At 60.2% G+C, this 17,576-nt stretch carries 14 protein-coding genes; 9 read left to right on the forward strand and 5 right to left on the reverse strand.

The features are described 5' to 3' along the window. The first annotated feature begins 169 nt into the window (after positions 1-169). Complete coding sequence (locus ACK9YZ_RS01005; protein ID WP_416065370.1) at positions 170-1,192, forward strand: LLM class flavin-dependent oxidoreductase; 1,023 nt, start codon at positions 170-172, stop codon at positions 1,190-1,192. A gap of 18 nt (positions 1,193-1,210) precedes the next feature. On the opposite strand, the gene ACK9YZ_RS01010 is transcribed toward ACK9YZ_RS01005, so the two are convergent. Then, positions 1,211-2,398, reverse strand: coding sequence for an MFS transporter (locus ACK9YZ_RS01010; RefSeq protein ID WP_416065371.1), 1,188 nt, complete (start codon positions 2,396-2,398; stop codon positions 1,211-1,213). Between the two features lie 290 nt (positions 2,399-2,688). On the opposite strand from ACK9YZ_RS01010, the gene ACK9YZ_RS01015 reads away from it, so the two are divergent. After that, positions 2,689-3,252, forward strand: coding sequence for a TetR/AcrR family transcriptional regulator (locus tag ACK9YZ_RS01015; RefSeq protein ID WP_216756971.1), 564 nt, complete (start codon positions 2,689-2,691; stop codon positions 3,250-3,252). Between the two features lie 3 nt (positions 3,253-3,255). On the opposite strand, the gene ACK9YZ_RS01020 is transcribed toward ACK9YZ_RS01015, so the two are convergent. Next, positions 3,256-6,756 (reverse strand): PAS domain-containing hybrid sensor histidine kinase/response regulator, encoded by a 3,501-nt coding sequence (locus ACK9YZ_RS01020; RefSeq protein WP_216756972.1) that lies wholly within the window; start codon positions 6,754-6,756, stop codon positions 3,256-3,258. A 219-nt stretch (positions 6,757-6,975) separates the two neighbouring features. On the opposite strand from ACK9YZ_RS01020, the gene mscL reads away from it, so the two are divergent. Both mscL and ACK9YZ_RS01030 read left to right on the forward strand, forming a co-directional pair. Next, entirely contained in the window at positions 6,976-7,413 is a 438-nt protein-coding gene (gene mscL / locus ACK9YZ_RS01025; RefSeq protein WP_183728382.1) for a large conductance mechanosensitive channel protein MscL, read from the forward strand. Between the two features lie 122 nt (positions 7,414-7,535). Beyond that, positions 7,536-8,702 carry a pyridoxal phosphate-dependent aminotransferase gene (locus tag ACK9YZ_RS01030; RefSeq protein WP_416065372.1) on the forward strand — a complete coding sequence of 389 codons (1,167 nt, stop codon included), beginning with the start codon at positions 7,536-7,538 and terminating at the stop codon, positions 8,700-8,702. Here ACK9YZ_RS01030 and ACK9YZ_RS01035 read toward each other — a convergent pair. Further along, on the reverse strand, positions 8,699-9,379 hold the full coding sequence (locus ACK9YZ_RS01035; protein WP_416065373.1) for a Type 1 glutamine amidotransferase-like domain-containing protein: 681 nt from the start codon (positions 9,377-9,379) through the stop codon (positions 8,699-8,701). The genes ACK9YZ_RS01030 and ACK9YZ_RS01035 overlap by 4 nt on opposite strands. Positions 9,380-9,853: 474 nt before the next feature. Here ACK9YZ_RS01035 and galE point away from each other — a divergent pair, with 474 nt between their 5' ends. The 3 genes from galE (at position 9,854) to ACK9YZ_RS01050 (ending at position 14,083) form a co-directional block, all read left to right on the forward strand. Then, positions 9,854-10,888 carry a UDP-glucose 4-epimerase GalE gene (galE, locus tag ACK9YZ_RS01040; protein WP_416065374.1) on the forward strand — a complete coding sequence of 345 codons (1,035 nt, stop codon included), beginning with the start codon at positions 9,854-9,856 and terminating at the stop codon, positions 10,886-10,888. 110 nt (positions 10,889-10,998) lie between these two features. Beyond that, the gene (locus ACK9YZ_RS01045) at positions 10,999-12,954 is read left to right on the forward strand and encodes a putative bifunctional diguanylate cyclase/phosphodiesterase (RefSeq protein WP_216756976.1); all 1,956 of its coding nucleotides are present in this window, start codon (positions 10,999-11,001) and stop codon (positions 12,952-12,954) included. A 67-nt stretch (positions 12,955-13,021) separates the two neighbouring features. After that, positions 13,022-14,083 (forward strand): enoyl-CoA hydratase/isomerase family protein, encoded by a 1,062-nt coding sequence (locus ACK9YZ_RS01050; RefSeq protein WP_416065375.1) that lies wholly within the window; start codon positions 13,022-13,024, stop codon positions 14,081-14,083. An 84-nt stretch (positions 14,084-14,167) separates the two neighbouring features. On the opposite strand, the gene ACK9YZ_RS01055 is transcribed toward ACK9YZ_RS01050, so the two are convergent. Beyond that, on the reverse strand, positions 14,168-16,228 hold the full coding sequence (locus tag ACK9YZ_RS01055; protein WP_416065376.1) for an ATP-dependent helicase: 2,061 nt from the start codon (positions 16,226-16,228) through the stop codon (positions 14,168-14,170). Positions 16,229-16,440: 212 nt separating this feature from the next. Then, on the reverse strand, positions 16,441-16,722 hold the full coding sequence (locus ACK9YZ_RS01060) for a hypothetical protein (RefSeq protein ID WP_416066795.1): 282 nt from the start codon (positions 16,720-16,722) through the stop codon (positions 16,441-16,443). A gap of 169 nt (positions 16,723-16,891) precedes the next feature. Between ACK9YZ_RS01060 and ACK9YZ_RS01065 the strand changes: the two genes are divergently transcribed. Beyond that, positions 16,892-17,152, forward strand: coding sequence for a BON domain-containing protein (locus tag ACK9YZ_RS01065; protein ID WP_416066796.1), 261 nt, complete (start codon positions 16,892-16,894; stop codon positions 17,150-17,152). 83 nt (positions 17,153-17,235) lie between these two features. Then, positions 17,236-17,499: a hypothetical protein gene (locus tag ACK9YZ_RS01070; protein ID WP_416065377.1), complete on the forward strand. Its 264-nt coding sequence runs from the start codon at positions 17,236-17,238 to the stop codon at positions 17,497-17,499. The last annotated feature ends 77 nt before the right edge of the window (positions 17,500-17,576 follow it).

The raw sequence follows: 17,576 nt of genomic DNA on the forward strand, positions 1-17,576 counted from the left end.
GCCTTCTAAACGCTTCCGGATAGGCTCGCTCTTTCGAGCAGGCGCTCCTGCCGCATTCATATTTCATCAGGCATTGCGGCTCACAAATCTCTCGCATAGCGCCTATATGCGTATCCGGAATCATGCAAAGAAAAGTGCCACCGCACATTTCAGTTCAAGCGATGGAATCATGAAGAAGATCGGTTTTCTCTCTTTCGGGCATTGGACGCCCTCGCCGCAATCTCAGACGCGCTCGGCAGGTGATACGCTGCTGCAGTCGATCGACCTCGCCGTCGCCGCCGAGGAATTGGGGGCGGATGGCGCCTATTTCCGCGTTCACCACTTCGCCCGCCAGCTTGCCTCGCCATATCCGCTGCTTGCGGCTGTCGGCGCAAGGACGAGCCGCATAGAGATCGGCACGGCCGTTATCGATATGCGCTACGAAAACCCCCTCTACATGGCGGAGGATGCCGGTGCGGCCGATCTGATTTCGCGCGGGCGCCTGCAGCTCGGCATCAGCCGCGGCTCGCCCGAGCAGGTCGTCGATGGCTGGCGCTATTTCGGCTACAATCCGCCGGAAGGCCAGAGCGATGCCGATATGGGCCGCCGCCATGCCGAGGTCTTCCTGGAAGTGCTGAAGGGCGAAGGTTTCGCCGAGCCCAATCCGCGGCCGATGTTCCCCAATCCGCCCGGCCTATTGCGCCTCGAGCCGCACTCCGAAGGCTTGCGTGACCGCATCTGGTGGGGCGCGGGCTCGAACGCCACGGCGGTCTGGGCTGCCAAGCTCGGCATGAATCTCCAGAGCTCGACGCTGAAGGACGATGAGACGGGCGAAGCGTTCCATATCCAGCAGGCCAAGCAGATCCGTGCCTATCGAGATGCCTGGAGGGACGCCGGCCATGCCCGCGAGCCGCGCGTTTCCGTCAGCCGAAGCATCTTCGCGCTGGTGAACGATCGCGACCGCTCGTATTTCGGCTATGGCAATGAAGGGCAGGACAAGATCGGCTTCATCGACGAGAATACCAGGGCGATCTTCGGCCGCTCCTATGCCGCCGAGCCTGATGCTCTCATCGAGGAGTTGAAGAAGGACGAGGCGATTGCCGAGGCCGACACGCTGCTGCTCACCGTGCCCAACCAACTCGGCGTGGAATATAATGCCCACGTCATCGAATCGATCCTGAAATATGTCGCCCCGGCGCTTGGCTGGCGCTGATGATACTGCGCGACGGCGTCATGCCGTCGCCGTTTCTCTGGTGTTCCGCACCGCCATCAGCCCGGCAAGGCTGACGAGGATGATGGCTGTGGCATAGATATCCGTCGTTGCTCCATAGCCGATCGACTTGACGAGGAAGCCGGCAAGGATCGCCGGCAGGCTGAAGGCGAGATAGCTCTGGATGTAGAAGGCCGACAACAGGCCGGCCCGCTCTTCCGGCTTGGCCAGCGGCATGATCGTCCCGATAGAGCCGAGAAAGTTTGTGCCGAAGCCGGCACCGGTCAAAAGCGTGCCGATCAGCAACAGCGGCACGCTGGCGAGATGCACACCTGCCACGACTGTCAGAATGCCGAGCGTCTGTGCACTCACGCCGAAGGCGAGATTGGCCTTCGGGCTGCGGCTGCGACGCAGGAACACGGATACTGCGCCTGACAGCATCAGCGCAGCAACCACCGACCCGCCCGTCAGTGGTGCACGGCTGCCTGTGGTGGAGGCGACCAGCGAAGGCACGAGCGACAGGTAAAAACCACCGAGCGTCCAGTTGGCGATATTGATCGGCGTCACCAGCGACAGCGACCGCTTCACCTGCTGCGGAATGGAAATGGCCGGCTTCAACGATCCGAAGACGCCAGGCCGCGTGCCGCCCGTCTCCCGCGTCAACCACAGCGCAATGGCCTGCACCGCAAAGGCGGCAAGCAGCAGGGCATAGACGAGATGCAACGGTTCCGGTCCGTACTGGATCAGCGCACTGGTGCCGATCGTTCCGATCGCCATGCCGGAAAGCGGCGCGATCGAATTGACGATCTGCCCTTTGGCCCGGTCGATATCGACAAGAGCGGCGCCGAGGGAGGCACCGGCTATACCGGTGGCGATACCCTGCACGATGCGTGCGGCGATCAGCCATTCCGGACCGCTGGCGATGGAAAACAGCGCCATGGCAATGATTTCGAGGATCAGCGCGCCGAAGATCACCGGTCGCCGCCCGAGATGATCGGAGATCGAGCCGGCAATCAGCAATGCTCCGAGCAGCGCGAAGGCGTATACTGCGAAGATGACGGTGATGAGGATGGGAGAAACGGCAAAGGCTTCCTGGTAGACGCGATAGAGCGGCGTGGGCGCCGCCGACGCGCCGAAGAAGACGGCAAGCGTCAGAGCGTGGAAGCTCATGGGCGACGAATTCTTGATGGATTCGGGAGCGGCGACCATATATAAGCCCCTTAAAGCTAAGTCGTTGCGTTAGCTCTATCTAGGCAAGGCAAAACATAAAAGCAAATAATTTGCGTTAATGGATATATGAAAGTTTCTGAACTGTTGATGCTGGAGCAATTCCAGCAAAAGTGTGCAGCGGTTTTGCGTCTGGAATTGCGTGAAAGCAAAGAGAGCAATTCCAGCAAAAGTGTGCATCGGTTTTGTACGACAGGCGAAAAAAACCTGGAGCGTGCCAGGCGAATCTGAAAGATCGCAGCACGCTTTAGGGGGAGGGGGTTGGGTTCGAAATGGCAGTGAAAGAGAATATCCGTCCCGGTGGCAGAAGTGCGCGTGTCCAGGCTTCGGTGCATGCGGCAGTCCGCGAACTCCTGGCAGACATGAGCCGCGCGGAGATCACTGTTCCGCTGATTGCGACACGCGCAGGCGTGACCCCGTCCACCATCTACCGCCGCTGGGGTGACCTGCAGGAATTGCTTGCCGATGTCGCCGTCGAGCGTCTGCGTCCCGACATGGAGCCGGTCGATACCGGCAGTGGCGCCGGTGACCTGGAAGCCTGGGCCGAGCAATATGCGGAGGAAATGTCCTCCGGCCCCGGCCGCGAATATATCCGGGACGTGCTCTCAGCCCAGACAGGTGACAATGCCAATAAATGCTGCAACTTTACCCGCCAGCAGATCGAGACGATTGCCGGCCGGGCGAAGGAGAGGGGTGAGGTCTTTCCCGATGTCGATGTCGTGATGGACCGCGTGGTCGCCCCTATCATGTACCGCATCCTATTCGGCGATGTCCCGACCGCCGCCCGTGTGCAGGAGCTTGTCGGCCACGTCTTCGGCCGGCGTAAGGCCGCCTGATCTTCACTCGGCGGCGGTGCGCTTCAAGCCGGAAATCTGTGTGATGTAGGCGCGCAATGCCGCCGGGCGCACCGGCTTGTGTTGTACCGCGATGCCGTGCTTTTCCGCCTCGGCCCGCACTTCCGGTGTCCGGTCGGCGGTAACGAGCAGGGCTGGAATATCGATGCCGAAATGCTGCCGCAGGTGCAGGATCGCTTCGACCCCGGTTCCGTCAGCGAGATGGTAATCGGCAATGACGAGATCCGGCGGCTGCCGCATCGAGAGCATCCGGACAGCGGAAAGCGAATCCACCGCCTGCGTTTCACAGCCCCATCCGTCGATCAGCAGCCGCATGCCTTCGAGGATCTTCGGTTCGTTGTCGATGCAGAGGATGCGCAGATCCTGCAACGGCTGCGCCGTCCGGTCGACGGGAAGTATGGCTGCAGCGGTTTCCGCACTCTTTGAGATATCGAGCGGAATGAGGATTCGGAATTCCGTACCTTTGCCATGGGTCGAATAAAGCTCGACTTTATGGCTGAGCACGCGGGCGATGCGGTCGACGATGGAGAGCCCGAGCCCCAGGCCCGATGCGGTTTTGGCGCCCTCATCGAGCCTCGCGAATTCCTTGAACACCGTCCGGAATTTCGAGGGCGGAATGCCGATGCCGGAATCCATCACCTGGATCACCACTTGATTGCCACGCCGCCGCGCGCCGACCAGCACCTTGCCGCTGACGGTATATTTGATGGCGTTGGAGACGAGGTTCTGCACCAGCCGCCGCAGCAGGTTCGGGTCGGAGCGAACGCGCAGGGACGTCGGCATCACTTTGAGCTTCAGCTTCTTCTCGCGTGCGATCGGCGCAAAATCGGTCTCAATGCGTTCCAGCAGGTCGGACAGCGGCACGGATGCCAGCCGCGGCCGCATGGCGCCGGTATCGAGGCGGGAAATATCGAGCACGGCGCCGAGAATGCTCTCAACCGATTCCAGCGCAGAATCGATATTGCGCACGATCGGGCTGTTTTCCGATTGCGCCATGCGCTCGACGAGAGCGGAGGAGTAAAGCCGGGCGGCATTGAGCGGCTGCAGGATATCGTGACCGGCAGCGGCAAAGAAGCGGGTCTTGCCGATGTTGGCCTCGTCTGCCGCAGCGCGCGCCTCGCCGAGTTCCCGGTTGACGCGGGTCAGTTCTGCGGTTCGCTCCACGACGCGCTGCTCCAGCGTCTCGTTTGCCTGCTTCAGTGCCCGGTCGGCGGCGACGCGCTGAGTGATGTCGGTAAAGGTCGCGACGATACCTTTGTCCGGCATGGCATTGGAGCGCACTTCGATGATGCGTTCGCCGCCTCCGAGCACGAGCGGGAAGGGCTTGTCGAGCGTCAGGAAGTGCCGCACGGCCTGTGACTGGTCGCCGGGTGCGATATCGCCGCGCTGGCTCAGGATGTTGACGATCTCCGAGAGCGGAAAACCGACCTGACCGGCATTTTCCGGCAGGTCCAGCAATTGCCGGAAACGTCGGTTCCAGATGGTCAGCCGATTGGAACTGTCGAAGACAGCGATGCCCTGGTCCATCTGTGAAAGTGCGGTCTGCAGCATGTCCTGATTATATTGCAGCGCTTCGCTCGCCTGATCGAGCAGCCATGCCGTATCGGACGAGGCATCCTCGATCTTCTGCAGGATCAGGGACAGCACCAGCCGCGCCGAGGAGGAGCCGATGGCGCTGCCGAGAAGCTGCTCGGTGAAATGGATAAGCGCCATGTCGGCCGGCTGGTCGTCCTCCAGTTTGCGCCCGGAACTCTGCTCGTAGGTCGCAAGCGAGCGCTGCATGCGCTCCTCGCCGAGATAGCGGGCGATCGCCGTCTTGAGATCGCCGACGCTGATGCGGGTCTTCCAGCCGCGCGTGGCAAATTGCGAGCGCGAATGCCGCTTGACGAAGATGCCGGCCTGGATGCGTTCCAGTGGTTTGGCGTTGCGTGTCAGCGAGCCGACGATGAAGGCGGCGGTGTTGACGAGCAGGCTCATCGCCGTCGCATTGACAAGCGGATCGGTATCCGGGCCGGTAAAGAGCGTCGTGCCGGGAAAGATGAAGCCGAGGAAGGTGCTTGCCACATAGGAATAATCCGGGCCTCCGAGGGACGGCAGGAACAGCAGGTAGACCCAGATGATGAAGCCCGACGATAGGCCGAGGATGGCGCCGCGCGCATTCGCCCGCCGCCAGATCATGCCGCCGAAGAGCGCCGGTGCAATCTGCGCGATGGCGGCAAAGGAGAGCAGGCCGATCGAAGCAAGCCCTGCCGTGCTGTCCGTCGAGCGATAATAGGCATAACCCAGCAGCAGCACGGCGAAGATGGCGCTGCGGCGGATATTGAGCAGGCTCTTTGCGAAGTCGTCGCGCTGGCTCGCAAGACCCGCGAGCTTCCGGCGCAGGAAGAACGGCATGACGATGTCGTTCGACACCATGATGGAAAGCGCCACGGAATCGACGATCACCATGGCGGTCGCCGCTGAAAAACCGCCGATGAACGTGATCAGCGAGACTGCAGGCATTTGCCCTGCAAGTGGCAGGGTAAGGACATAAAGATCGGCGTTGCCGTTGCCTCCGAAGATGAGCAGCCCGCCGATGGCGACCGGCAGCACGAAGAGATTGATGGCAATCAGATAAAGCGGAAAGAGAATACCCGCGAGCCGGAGCTGCTTTGCCGTGCGGTTTTCGACGACGGTGACATGGAACTGGCGCGGCAGCATGATGATCGCAAAGGCGGAGAGCAGCGTCAGCGTGATCCATCGGCTGAGCGGGGTCTGATAGTCGAGTGCGCCGGTGACCAGGGTGTTCTCCGATCCCTTCTGCCACAGGTCGCTTGGCCCGTCGAACAGGAACCAGATGACGCAGACGCCTGCCGTCAGGAAGGCAACGAGCTTCACCATCGATTCCATCGATACCGCGAGGATGAGCCCGTCCTGATGTTCGGTCGCATCGGTGTGGCGGGTGCCGAACATGATGGCGAAGCAGGTTAGCACCAGCGTGACGATCAGCGGCAGGTCGAGGAAGTAGAGATTGCCGCTGCCGATGCCATAGTCGGATGGATTGACCATGGCCGTGACGGTCGCCGAAATGGATTTCAGCTGCAGCGCGATATAGGGAATGGTGCCGATGAGGCAGATCAGCGCCACGATGGTGGCAACCGTGGAATTTTTGCCGTAGCGCGCGGCAATGAAATCGGCGACGGAGGTCAGCTTCTCGGCCTTGGCGAGTTCGATGATACGCCGGAGCAGCGGCATGCCGAGTGTGAAGACGAGGATCGGCCCGATATAGATGCCGGCAAATTCCAGCCCGTTATGGGCAGCTAAGCCGACGCCGCCGAAATAGGTCCAGGACGTGCAGTAGATCGCCAGGCTGAGTGCATAGACCACCGGCCGGCCGCCTTCCGGCACACCGAATTTCCGGCTCCGGCGATCGCCATAGCTTGCCACTGCGAAAAGCAGCAGAAGATAACCCAAGGCAAACGCAAATATGATCCAGCCTGGAAGCATTGACCCTCCGCCGGCGGACAATCCGCCGTCCTCCGGAACAGTTTGAAGATTAGGGCAATTCAGCAAGTTTGAAAATTGCCGCGGCCTTGGTCTTAAGTTCTACGCGGAAGGGGACAGTGTTCGAATATTTCCAATTGTCGATTGATTAATTGAGATGGAGGTGTAGCTAATGAAAACAACGGCATGTCTTTGAAAATGCATCAAGGGGAGACAGATCTGATGCTCAATGAGTTCAAAGCATTCATCGCCCGCGGCAATGTCATGGATCTTGCTGTCGGCGTTATCATCGGCGGCGCCTTCGGGGGCATCGTCAAATCTCTGGTCGACGATATCATCATGCCGATCGTCGGTGCGATCTTCGGCGGTTTCGACTTCTCCAACTACTTCATTCCGCTGTCATCCAAGGTCACTGAGACGAGCCTTGCCGGCGCCCGCGCTCAGGGCGCCGTTTTCGCGTATGGCAGCTTCATTACCGTCCTCATCAATTTCCTGATCCTCGCGTGGATCATCTTCCTGATGATCAAGGCTGTGAATATTCTGCGCGAGCAGGTCGAGCGCAAGGAAAAGCAAGCGCCGGCAGAGGTTCCGCCGCCGCCGGCGGATGTCGCGCTGCTGACGGAAATCCGCGACCTTCTCGCCAAACGCCCCGCCGTCTGATCTGGTCCCGAGCCCGTCCGCCCCGGCCGGGCTCAATCATCACGAAAATCGATATGCCATCACGCATTATCATGGGATTTGCGCCTGCAAATCCGCTATGAAGGCGTGAACTGGAGATATGCATGTCGATTGTAAGCAGCCTCAGCCCGCGCGCCATTGCAGCGCCAGAAAGCGGGATCGTCGAAGTCGTCAACTATGCCCGCGGCCGTGAAGGCCTCCTGCCGCTCTGGGTCGGCGAGGGTGATCTTCCTACCCCCGATTTCATCAATCAGGCCGCCATGCAGGCGCTCGCCGCCGGCGAGACCTTCTACACCTGGCAGCGCGGCATTCCCGAGTTGCGCCAGGCGCTGTCGGATTATTATTTCAGGCATTTTGGCATCCGCCTTCCGGTCGAGCATTTTTATGTGACCGGTTCGGGCATGCAGGCGATCCAGATTGCCGTTCAGGCAATCACCTCGCCCGGCGATGAATTTGTCTATCTCACCCCAGCTTGGCCGAACATTGCCGCTGCACTCGAAATCGCCGGCGCCCGATCGGTTGGCGTAGAGCTCCAGTTCGAAGGTGGCACCTGGGCGGTTGACCTCAACCGCATCGAGACGGCCATCACGCCGAAGACCCGCGGCCTCTTCATCAACACGCCGTCGAACCCGACTGGCTGGACCGCGACGAAGGACGATCTGGCCGATATCCTGGCGCTGGCCCGCAAGCATGATCTCTGGATCATGGCCGACGAGATCTATGCCCGTTATTTCTACGCTGGTGGCCGGGCGCCCTCTTTCCTTGATGTGATGGAACCGGGCGACAAGGTGATGTTCGTCAACTCCTTCTCCAAGAACTGGTCGATGACCGGTTGGCGCGTCGGCTGGATTGTTGCTCCACCGGAAGCCGGGCAGGTGCTGGAAAACCTGATCCAATATTCCACTTCGGGCGTTGCTCAGTTCATGCAGAAGGGCGCGGTCGCAGCCCTCAACGAGGGTGACGCCTTCGTGCAGACGAACATCGACAAGGCAACCCGCTCCCGCGATATCCTCTGCGATGTACTGATCGCCACCAATCGGGTCGAAACACTGAAGCCCGATGGCGCGCTTTACGCCTTCCTCAAGATCGACGGCGTCACCGACAGCCGCAAGGCTGCGATCGACATCGTCGACAAGACCGGTGTCGGCCTTGCCCCTGGCACGGCCTTCGGACCCGGCGGCGAACTTTTTCTGCGCGCCTGCTTCCTGCGCGATCCGGCGCAGGTGACAGTCGCGGCCGAACGGCTTTGCGACTATATCCTGAAGCTCTAGACGGAGCGACGCATCGCTTCCGGCAGTACTGGTAGCAGCGTCACATTCCGGCCCTCGACGACGATGACTTCGCCGTCTCTCAGCGGCTGAAAGGGCGTGCCGGCTTCTTCAAGGAAGTTGACCGTCTTTTCGGCAGCTTCGGCCTCATCATGGTCAGAGCGGTAATGCGGGACGATGGAGAAATCGACGAGTCCGAGACCGTCCCACAGGATTGCTTCGTCGTAATCAGGTGCAAGCTGCTGCGGATCGTCCATGATGTCGATACCCTTTAGCGATGGCGTTGCAACGACCGCCCCGGCGCTGAAGCCGCCATAGACGAGCGCATCCTGGCGCAGCAATTCCCCGATGATGCGATCGAAGCCGCTCTGCCGCATGGCCCGCCGCAGAAGAAATGCATTGCCGCCGACTGCCCAGACGAGGTCGAAGCCGGCGAGCGCCTTTCTGAGTGTATTCGGCCGTCCAAAATATTGCCGCAAATCCAGTTCTTCCGCCTGGATCCCCCAATCGGCAAGCTCTGCCTTGGGATCATAGATATTGGCCTCATAGGCACGCCGGGCCTTGGTCGGAATGAAGTCCAGCGCGTTCTGGATGACGGCGGCGCGCCGTCCGCCATTGAGAAGTTTCCTCAGCTGGAAGGCGCTGGCGCCGAGCCGGTAGGATGAGAGGTAGAGTCTCATCGTTGCCGCTCCCTGTTTTGGAGAAGCGGGTTACGAACCGGCATTGAGAGAAGATCTTGTGCCACGAGAAGTCCTTTGTATGGGGCGGACATCGGGGCAGAAACAAAAAACCCCGCGCGTGTCCGGCGGGGTTGGATCGGGTAAAGTGAACAGTTTCAGGTCACAAGCCGACACCCCCACCGCAAAGGGTGGTCGTCATGCCCATCGTCATAACCTGAAACGCATAGTTGTTCATGCACCTACCTTGACTTGCCGTGGACGCCTTGTCAACGCGATCGGAAAAGGGGTGGCAAAAGGCGTTTTTGTCCCGAAACCGGCTGTTCGATAAAATTGTAGAAATACCTGAAATCCGCCTCTAACCACATCTCCAAACATACTGGCTGCAAAGGCTTTCCGAGGCCGCTTGATAATAAAATCGGAAAGGAAAAGGCCGTTCTGATGCTCCCGAAAAAACATAAAACAGGGAATGCAGACATGGCGGTTCTGGTGACGGGTGGGGCTGGATATATCGGCAGCCACATGGTTTGGACGCTGCTCGATGCCGGGGAAGATGTGGTCGTGCTCGATCGGCTCTCCACCGGTTTTCGCTGGGCTGTGGCGCCGGCCGCGCGCTTCTATCTCGGCGATGTCGCCGACACGGACGTTCTGAAGAAGATCTTCATCGAGAACGATATCGAAGCGATCATCCATTTCGCCGGCTCTGCTGTCGTCCCTGTATCGGTTACCGATCCGCTCTCCTATTACGATAATAACTCGGGCAAAACGCGCGTGCTTCTGAGCGCCGCCATCAAGGCCGGCATCCGCAACTTCGTCTTCTCCTCGACGGCCGCCGTCTACGGCCAGCAGAAGAGCTCCGCTCCGGTGAAGGAAACGGCGCCGCTCAACCCGGAAAATCCTTACGGTCAGTCCAAGCTGATGACCGAAATGATGCTGCGTGATGCCGCCGCCGCCTACGATTTCGATTATGTGGCGCTGCGCTACTTCAATGTCGCCGGTGCTGATCCGCATCTGCGTACCGGCCAGTCGACCTCCGGCGCGACCCATCTCATCAAGGTCGCCTGCGAGGCAGCGCTTGGAAAGCGCGACAGCATCGCCGTCTACGGCTTCGATTACCCGACCCATGATGGCACCGGCGTGCGTGATTATATCCATGTGAGCGATTTGACGGCGGCGCATTTGAAAGCGCTCCAGCATCTGCGCCAGGGTAGGGGGCCACTCGTCGCCAATTGCGGTTATGGCAACGGCTATTCCGTGCTCGATGTCTTGAACATGGTCACCCGCCTGAACGGCCACTCCTTCAAGATCAATATGGCGCCGCGCCGGCCGGGCGACGCGGCAAGCGTCGTCGCCGATGCGACGCTCGCCCGCCGCGTGCTGAACTGGACGCCGAAACACGATTCGCTGGAATCCATCGTCCGCAGTTCGCTCGATTGGGAACTCTTCCTGATGAACAAGAGCGTCGACGATCTGCACAGCATTCATCGCGCGCTGGCTGCGGCCTCCTTCTGAACTTGCAACCGAGCATTTACCATCCTCGCGCAGATGCGAGGGTCTGACGTTAAGTGAATAAGGAATAATCAAGCTTTCTCTGGCTCTCTTCCGCCAAAGGAAAAGGGATCATGAAGAACTTCATAGCATCATTGCGGCTGCAAAAAGATAATCCGAAGTTTCTGGTGGCGCAGTTCAAGGCTTTGTCATCACAGATTCCGATTTTGTACGTTCTTCTCGTCATCAATGCCCTGGCTGTGGCTATCACGCATATCAAGTCGGCGCCTCTTTGGCTTTCGCTCTACATTCCCGTCAGTCTCAGCATCGTTTGCGTCTTCCGCCTCTGCTGGTGGGAGATAACAGGCAAGGAAAATGTCACGCCGGAGCGTGCGCTGAGGCTGATGAAGGTGACGCTGGTCGGCGCCGTTATCCTCACGATCGGCTTCGGCGGCTGGGCTGTTGCGCTCTATCAATATGGCGATGCCTCGCAGCAGGGTCAGATCGCCTATTTCCTCGTCGTAACCGGCATTTCCTGCGTCTTCTGTCTGATGCACCTGCCGCTCGCAGCGGCGATTACAACGGTCATCACGTTCACAGCGATGATCGTGACCTTCCTGTTTTCCGGTAACCCGGTTTTCGTCGCGACGGCAGTCAGCGGCCTTTTCCTCGTTCTGCCCTTTCTGCGCGTCATAAACAGCTATTTCCAGAATTTCGCCCATCTGGTCTGGCTTGCCGAGGAACTCAAGCAGAAGCAGGCGGAAGCCGAGGAACTGAACCTCGTCAATAGCCGCAATGCCATGCAGGACCAACTGACCGGTCTTGCCAACCGCCGCAGTTTCTTCCTCTCGCTCGAGAAGATGCTGCAGAAGAATCCGGCCGCGCCGCCCGTCATCGGCATCCTCGATCTCGACGGCTTCAAGCCTGTCAACGATGTCTTCGGCCACGCGGCCGGCGATCTCGTGTTGAAGGAGACGGCGCGCCGCTTCGTCTCGCTGGTTGGCGATCAGGGTATCGTCTCACGCCTCGGCGGCGATGAATTCGGCATCATTTTCCCGTCTGATATGACGTTGAGGGGCGTCTCCGACCTCGGTCTGGCGCTGTGTGCCGCCGTGCGTGATCCCTATGAAATTCCGGACGGTTCAGTGCGTGTCTCCGGCTCCTGCGGCATCGTTTATCCTGATGCGGGCGAATACAGCGCCGAAGATCTCTACGAAAAGGCGGACTTCGCGCTCTATCAGGTCAAGAGCAAGCGTACCGGCGGTGTCGAACTCTTCTCGCCGGAGCACGAAAAAATCCTGACGCAGCGCTATCTGATCGAACTGGAGCTGCAGGCGGAGAATTTTGCCAAGGAGTTGAAGCTCGAATATCAGCCGATCATCGAACTGCGCAGCGGCCGTGTCGTGGGTTTTGAGGCGCTTGCGCGTTGGGACAGCGCGCGCTTCGGCCGTATCAGCCCGGATGCCTTCATCCCGGCTGCCGAGCGCACTGCCGTGATCGGCCGCGTGACGCGCATTCTCTTCGGCCAGGCGCTCGACGCGCTGAAGATCATGCCGTCGCACCTGCGCGTTTCCTTCAACCTCTCGGCCCGCGATATCTGCGACCACGAAACATCGATGGTCCTGCTCGCCATGATCACGCGCTCCGGCGTCGATCCCAAACGCATCGAATTCGAGATCACAGAGACGGCGCTGCTGTCGGACTTCGACACCGCCGATCAGGTGATCGGCGTGTTGCGCGCTGCCGGCATCTCGATTGCGCTTGACGATTTCGGTACGGGTTACTCGAGCTTGAGCCACATCCACCGCCTGGCCTTCGACAAGCTGAAGATCGACAAGGCCTTCGTGATGAATTTCGATCGCGATGCGCGCTGCATGAACATCACCCGCTCCGTCGCCAATCTCTGCCAGAACCTTGGCATTGCCTCAGTGGCCGAAGGGGTCGAAAGTGAGGACGTGGCAGAGTCGCTGAAAGGCATCGGTGTGCGCCTGGCGCAGGGCTATTATTTCTCTCGGCCGCTGCCGCTGGAACTGGCAATCGACTACGCGGTCAGGCGCGATGTCAGCGTTTCGCAGTCTCTCTCGGCCTGATTGATCAGCCAGCCACTGGAACCTCGGCCTAACCCCGTTTATTGCTAGGGCAGGAGTGAGGTGGACCATGGACAACGGCAATCAGAGCGAAGTCATAGTTGAACGACGTGGTACGGCAGGTCTTGTCCGGCTGAACCGCCCAAGGGCGCTGAACAGCCTGACCATCCCGATGGTGCGTGCAATTGCCGCCGCACTTGACGATTTCGCCGGTGACCAATCCGTGGCAAGCGTCGTCGTGATGGGCGAGGGTGAGCGCGGCTTCTGCGCCGGCGGCGATATCCGCGCCATTCACCTCAGCGGGCGTACCGGCGACGGCTTGGCGGAAACCTTCTGGCGCGAGGAATTTCGCCTCAATTACCGTATCGCCAACTATCCGAAGCCTTATGTGGCGTTGATGGACGGCATCACCATGGGCGGCGGCGTCGGGCTTTCCAGCCACGGTCGCCACCGTATCGTCACCGAACGCACCCGCCTTGCCATGCCGGAGACCGGCATCGGTTACTTCCCTGATGTCGGCGCCACGTGGCTGCTGCCTCACATGCCAGGCGAAAGCGGTACATGGATGGCCCTGACGGGGCTCGATATCAATGCCGCCGATGCAATCCATGCCGGACTTGCCGATTTCTATATGCCCTTCTCGCGTCTCGAAGAGGCAATTCAGCGTCTCTCGGATCTGCCCGTGGGGAGCTCGTCAGACGATGTCGACGCGGCGCTACGCAATCTATCAGATCAACCGGGCGAAGGCAGACTGCAGGCCAATGCGGCGATGATCGACCGCGCCTTCCACTTCAACAGCGTTGAGGCGATCGTTTCGGCGCTTGCGAGGGAAGAAGGTGAATTTGCCGCCGAGACCCGCCGCGTCATTCTCACCCGCTCACCGACGAGCCTGAAGCTTGCGCTTCGTTTGCTGCGTGCCGGACGCCAGAGCCGTACACTTGCCGAATGCCTCGCCCGTGAGCTTGGCGCCTGCATGCAAATCCTGCATGGCCACGATTTCTACGAGGGCGTACGCGCGGCCGTGGTCGACAAGGATCGCAACCCGAAATGGTCACCGCCGACGATCGCCTTGGTCAACGACGAGATGATCGCCCGGTTTTTCGAACCACCCAAGCCGCCGCTCGCGCTTTAGCGCCATCTGGTCAGGAGAGGCCCTATCTCTTTGTTTTACGCAATTCCGGACGCAAAACCGCTGCGCACTTTTGCTGGAATTGCTCTAACGCCACATGCCGCGCATGCGCGCGCCGACATCGATGCGCACCTGCCGCGCCTGCTGGGCTGCTGCCGTATCGGCTTTCACCTGAGGCCAGCCGCAGACCTCGAAGAATTGCAGCAACGTGGCGGGAATGAAGCGGCTGCGCGACGCATAGACATGCCGGTCGCCCTGCGAATTCTGCCCATAGGTGAAGAAACGCTGCGGCACGACGAGATCGAGGCTGTCCTTGGCGCGTGTCATCGCCACATAGAGCAGCCGTCGCTCCTCCTCTATTTCGGCCGTCGTGCCGACCGCAAGATCTGAAGGAATACAGCCGTCGATGACGTTCAGCATGAAGACCTTTGTCCATTCCTGCCCCTTGGCCGAATGGATGGTCGAAAGGATGAGGTAATCCTCGTCGAGCAGCGGCACACCCGCCTGATCCGAGGTGGCATCGGGCGGATCGAGCGTCAGTTCCGTCAGGAAGCGTTCGCGGGAGGCGTAGCCGCCGGCGATCTGCTCGAGCTGTATGAGATCGGCAAGCCGGGCGCTCGCATCCTCATGCAGCCGTTCCAGATGCGGCTCATACCATTTCCGCACCAGTTCGATCTCGGCAGGCCAGCCGGCCTTGCCGGTTTTCAGTTCCTGCATGGTGGAAACGAACGAAGTCCAGTCATCGCCCGAGCGTGGCGGCGCCGGCATGGCGGCAAGCGCCGTCACCGGGCTCGCGTCTTCCGCCATATGGTCCAGCACCTTTTGTGCCGTGGAAGGGCCAATACCCGGCAAGATCTGCATCAGCCGGAAACCTGCCACCCGGTCGCGCGGATTCTGGGCAAAGCGCAATGCTGCCAGCATGTCTTTCACATGCGCACTGTCGAGAAACTTCAGTCCGCCGAATTTCACGAAGGGAATGTTGCGGCGGGTGAGCTCCACTTCCAGCGGACCGCTGTGATGCGAGGCGCGGAAGAGCACGGCCTGGCTTTTCAGCTTCACGCCCTCTTCGCGATTGTCGAGAACCTTATCGGCCACATAGCGGGCTTGATCATTCTCGTCGCGCACCGTGACCAACCTCGGCCGCTCCGGCGACTCCCGCTCCGTCCAGAGGTTCTTGGTGAAACGCTCCGAGGCAAGGTCGATGACCGCGTTGGCGGCGGCAAGGATCGGCTGCGTCGAGCGATAGTTGCGGTCGAGCGTGACGATGTTGGCGGCCGGGCTGAAGGAGGCCGGAAAATCGAGAATGTTGCGCACCGTCGCGGCCCGGAAGGAATAGATCGACTGCGCATCGTCGCCGACGACGGTCAGTCCGTGCCCGGTGGGTTTAAGGGCAAGCAGGATCGAAGACTGCAGCCTGTTGGTGTCCTGATACTCGTCGACGAGCACATGATCGAAGCGGCTGCCAATATCCTCGGCGATCATGGGCTCGGCCACCATCTGTGCCCAGTAGAGCAGCAGGTCGTCGTAATCGAGCACGTTCTGGCTCTGTTTCGACTCGACATAGCAGGCAAAAAGCTCGCGAAGCTGCTTTTCCCAGGTGGCACACCAGGGGAAGGCGTCGCGCAGCACCAGCGGCAGTTCCGTCTCGGAATTCACCGCACGCGAATAGATCGCCAGACAGGTGCCTTTCGTCGGAAACCGGCTTTCTGTCTTGGAGAAGCCGAGATCGTGGCGCACGAGGTTCATCAGGTCGGCGCTGTCTTCTCGGTCATGGATTGAGAAGGCCGGGTCGATGCCGATCTGTTCGGCATAGTCACGCAGCAGCCGCGCGCCGATGCCATGAAACGTGCCGCTCCAGGCAAGCGCATCGGCCATGATGCCGGAATTCTTGCCGAGAACCTCGCCGCAGATACGTTCGACGCGCCGACCCATTTCGGTGGCCGCCCGGCGCGAAAAGGTCATCAGCAGGATGCGGCGCGGATCGGCGCCCTTGAGGATGAGATGGGCAACGCGATGGGCAAGCGTATTCGTCTTGCCGGAACCGGCGCCGGCGATGACCAGCAGCGGCCCGGCCACATGGCTGCCGTCAGTGAGTGTGCCGTGCTCCACGGCCATGCGCTGCTGGGGATTGAGTCTTTCGAGATACATCCAGCCGTCCGGTTGGGCTTCGTGGGAGAATCAGCGCCCGCGAATAAAATCAGATGTTCCTTGGATGTTCTCGATTGGCGCCGCTGTCAAGCAGGTGCGGACTGCCGTGCACTGCAGCATCGGCTCGCAAATCGACCGATTTTCGGAAAGCCCGATGCGCCAGTTCATAGACGTAGAGCCTCCTCTTTGCGTCTGAATGGACGCACGGCGCTCTACTGCGGAAAGTCCGGTACGATCTGGCGTCGCACCAGTTTCAGGCTGCGGTCGGGCTGGAGGATATAGGTCTCGTAGACGTGCTGGCCCCACTGATTGTAAAAGTCGTTATAGACGGCGCTGCCGATCGGCGACTTCGTCAGCTTCGTGCGCGGCTGACCGCCATAGGTGATGCTGCCGGGAATGGGCTCCAGCGCAGGCGCGTCCGCGGCCGAGCAGCCGGCCAGCAAAGGCGCGGCCAGAAGGGTCGTGGCAAGAAGGGCAGGCACCAGCGCTTTCATCATCGGTTCCTTCGGCTGCAATTGCTTGCGGCGGCTCCTGACGTCTCCTGGCAAGGGCCGGCGTCAGGAGCACCACCACGGCGACTATGCCTCCAGCCGGCAGCCCGTGGCAACAAAACGTCGTGTTCATGCGTTAAATCCCTATTAGCCAATGTCAGGAACGGTCATGGTGCTGCGGTTTCACAGCTTGCCACCCCACGAGGAAGCCCGGATGACGGACCACAATGCGGCCGCCTTGCGCGCGTCCGTAGAAAGCGCCCTGCATGCCGCAGCCGATCTCGACGCGACTGACATCATCGTCATCAGCGTTGGTTCCAGCGTTATTCTCGAAGGTTTCGTTCGGCAATGGGGCGATAGCGTGCGAGCGCTGGCAATTGCCGAGGAGGTTGTCGGAAGCGGTTATGTGCATTGTCGCTTGCTGGTGAGATAAATCCAGGTTCCCTCCAGGAGTTTCCAAGGAACCAACTCTCCGTCTCGCGTGTTGAAAAGCTGATATCAATGCTGGAGACAATAATGCAAACGCTTATACGCCCGTGGGCTGCGGCCCTTCTTCTGGGGGGCGGCGCCTTTGCCGGCTCCGCCTATGCCTCACTCGAAACAGATATGAATTATTCGGCTCTGTCGAAGGACGAGATCGCGTTGAACGAATATACCAGCGCCGCCGTCTGCAACCCCGCCGAACCGCATTTTCTGCCGTCCTTCATCCGCGCCGCGGATGGCACAATCATCGGTGTAGGATATATTCAGGTGAAGGATGGGAATACTTCGAATTGCTGATGGAATATTCGAAGTTTCTTTCGGACGAGGCTCGTCTGCAGTCTCCCGTAGAGGGTGACGAGCCTCTAACCATCATC

It is taken from the genome of Rhizobium sp. ZK1, from assembly GCF_047782645.1.
Classification (GTDB): Bacteria; Pseudomonadota; Alphaproteobacteria; order Rhizobiales; family Rhizobiaceae; genus Rhizobium.

What these genes read in the sequence shown, in the direction of transcription:
- ACK9YZ_RS01010 (WP_416065371.1), bottom strand. Translation starts at nt 2,398, where the DNA reads ATGGTCGCCGCTCCCGAATCCATCAAGAATTCGTCGCCCATGAGCTTC.
- ACK9YZ_RS01030 (WP_416065372.1), top strand. Translation starts at nt 7,536, where the DNA reads ATGTCGATTGTAAGCAGCCTCAGCCCGCGCGCCATTGCAGCGCCAGAA.
- ACK9YZ_RS01055 (WP_416065376.1), bottom strand. Translation starts at nt 16,228, where the DNA reads ATGTATCTCGAAAGACTCAATCCCCAGCAGCGCATGGCCGTGGAGCAC.
- galE (WP_416065374.1), top strand. Translation starts at nt 9,854, where the DNA reads ATGGCGGTTCTGGTGACGGGTGGGGCTGGATATATCGGCAGCCACATG.
- ACK9YZ_RS01050 (WP_416065375.1), top strand. Translation starts at nt 13,022, where the DNA reads ATGGACAACGGCAATCAGAGCGAAGTCATAGTTGAACGACGTGGTACG.
- ACK9YZ_RS01045 (WP_216756976.1), top strand. Translation starts at nt 10,999, where the DNA reads ATGAAGAACTTCATAGCATCATTGCGGCTGCAAAAAGATAATCCGAAG.
- mscL (WP_183728382.1), top strand. Translation starts at nt 6,976, where the DNA reads ATGCTCAATGAGTTCAAAGCATTCATCGCCCGCGGCAATGTCATGGAT.
- ACK9YZ_RS01070 (WP_416065377.1), top strand. Translation starts at nt 17,236, where the DNA reads ATGCAAACGCTTATACGCCCGTGGGCTGCGGCCCTTCTTCTGGGGGGC.
- ACK9YZ_RS01060 (WP_416066795.1), bottom strand. Translation starts at nt 16,722, where the DNA reads ATGAAAGCGCTGGTGCCTGCCCTTCTTGCCACGACCCTTCTGGCCGCG.
- ACK9YZ_RS01005 (WP_416065370.1), top strand. Translation starts at nt 170, where the DNA reads ATGAAGAAGATCGGTTTTCTCTCTTTCGGGCATTGGACGCCCTCGCCG.
- ACK9YZ_RS01035 (WP_416065373.1), bottom strand. Translation starts at nt 9,379, where the DNA reads ATGAGACTCTACCTCTCATCCTACCGGCTCGGCGCCAGCGCCTTCCAG.
- ACK9YZ_RS01020 (WP_216756972.1), bottom strand. Translation starts at nt 6,756, where the DNA reads ATGCTTCCAGGCTGGATCATATTTGCGTTTGCCTTGGGTTATCTTCTG.
- ACK9YZ_RS01015 (WP_216756971.1), top strand. Translation starts at nt 2,689, where the DNA reads ATGGCAGTGAAAGAGAATATCCGTCCCGGTGGCAGAAGTGCGCGTGTC.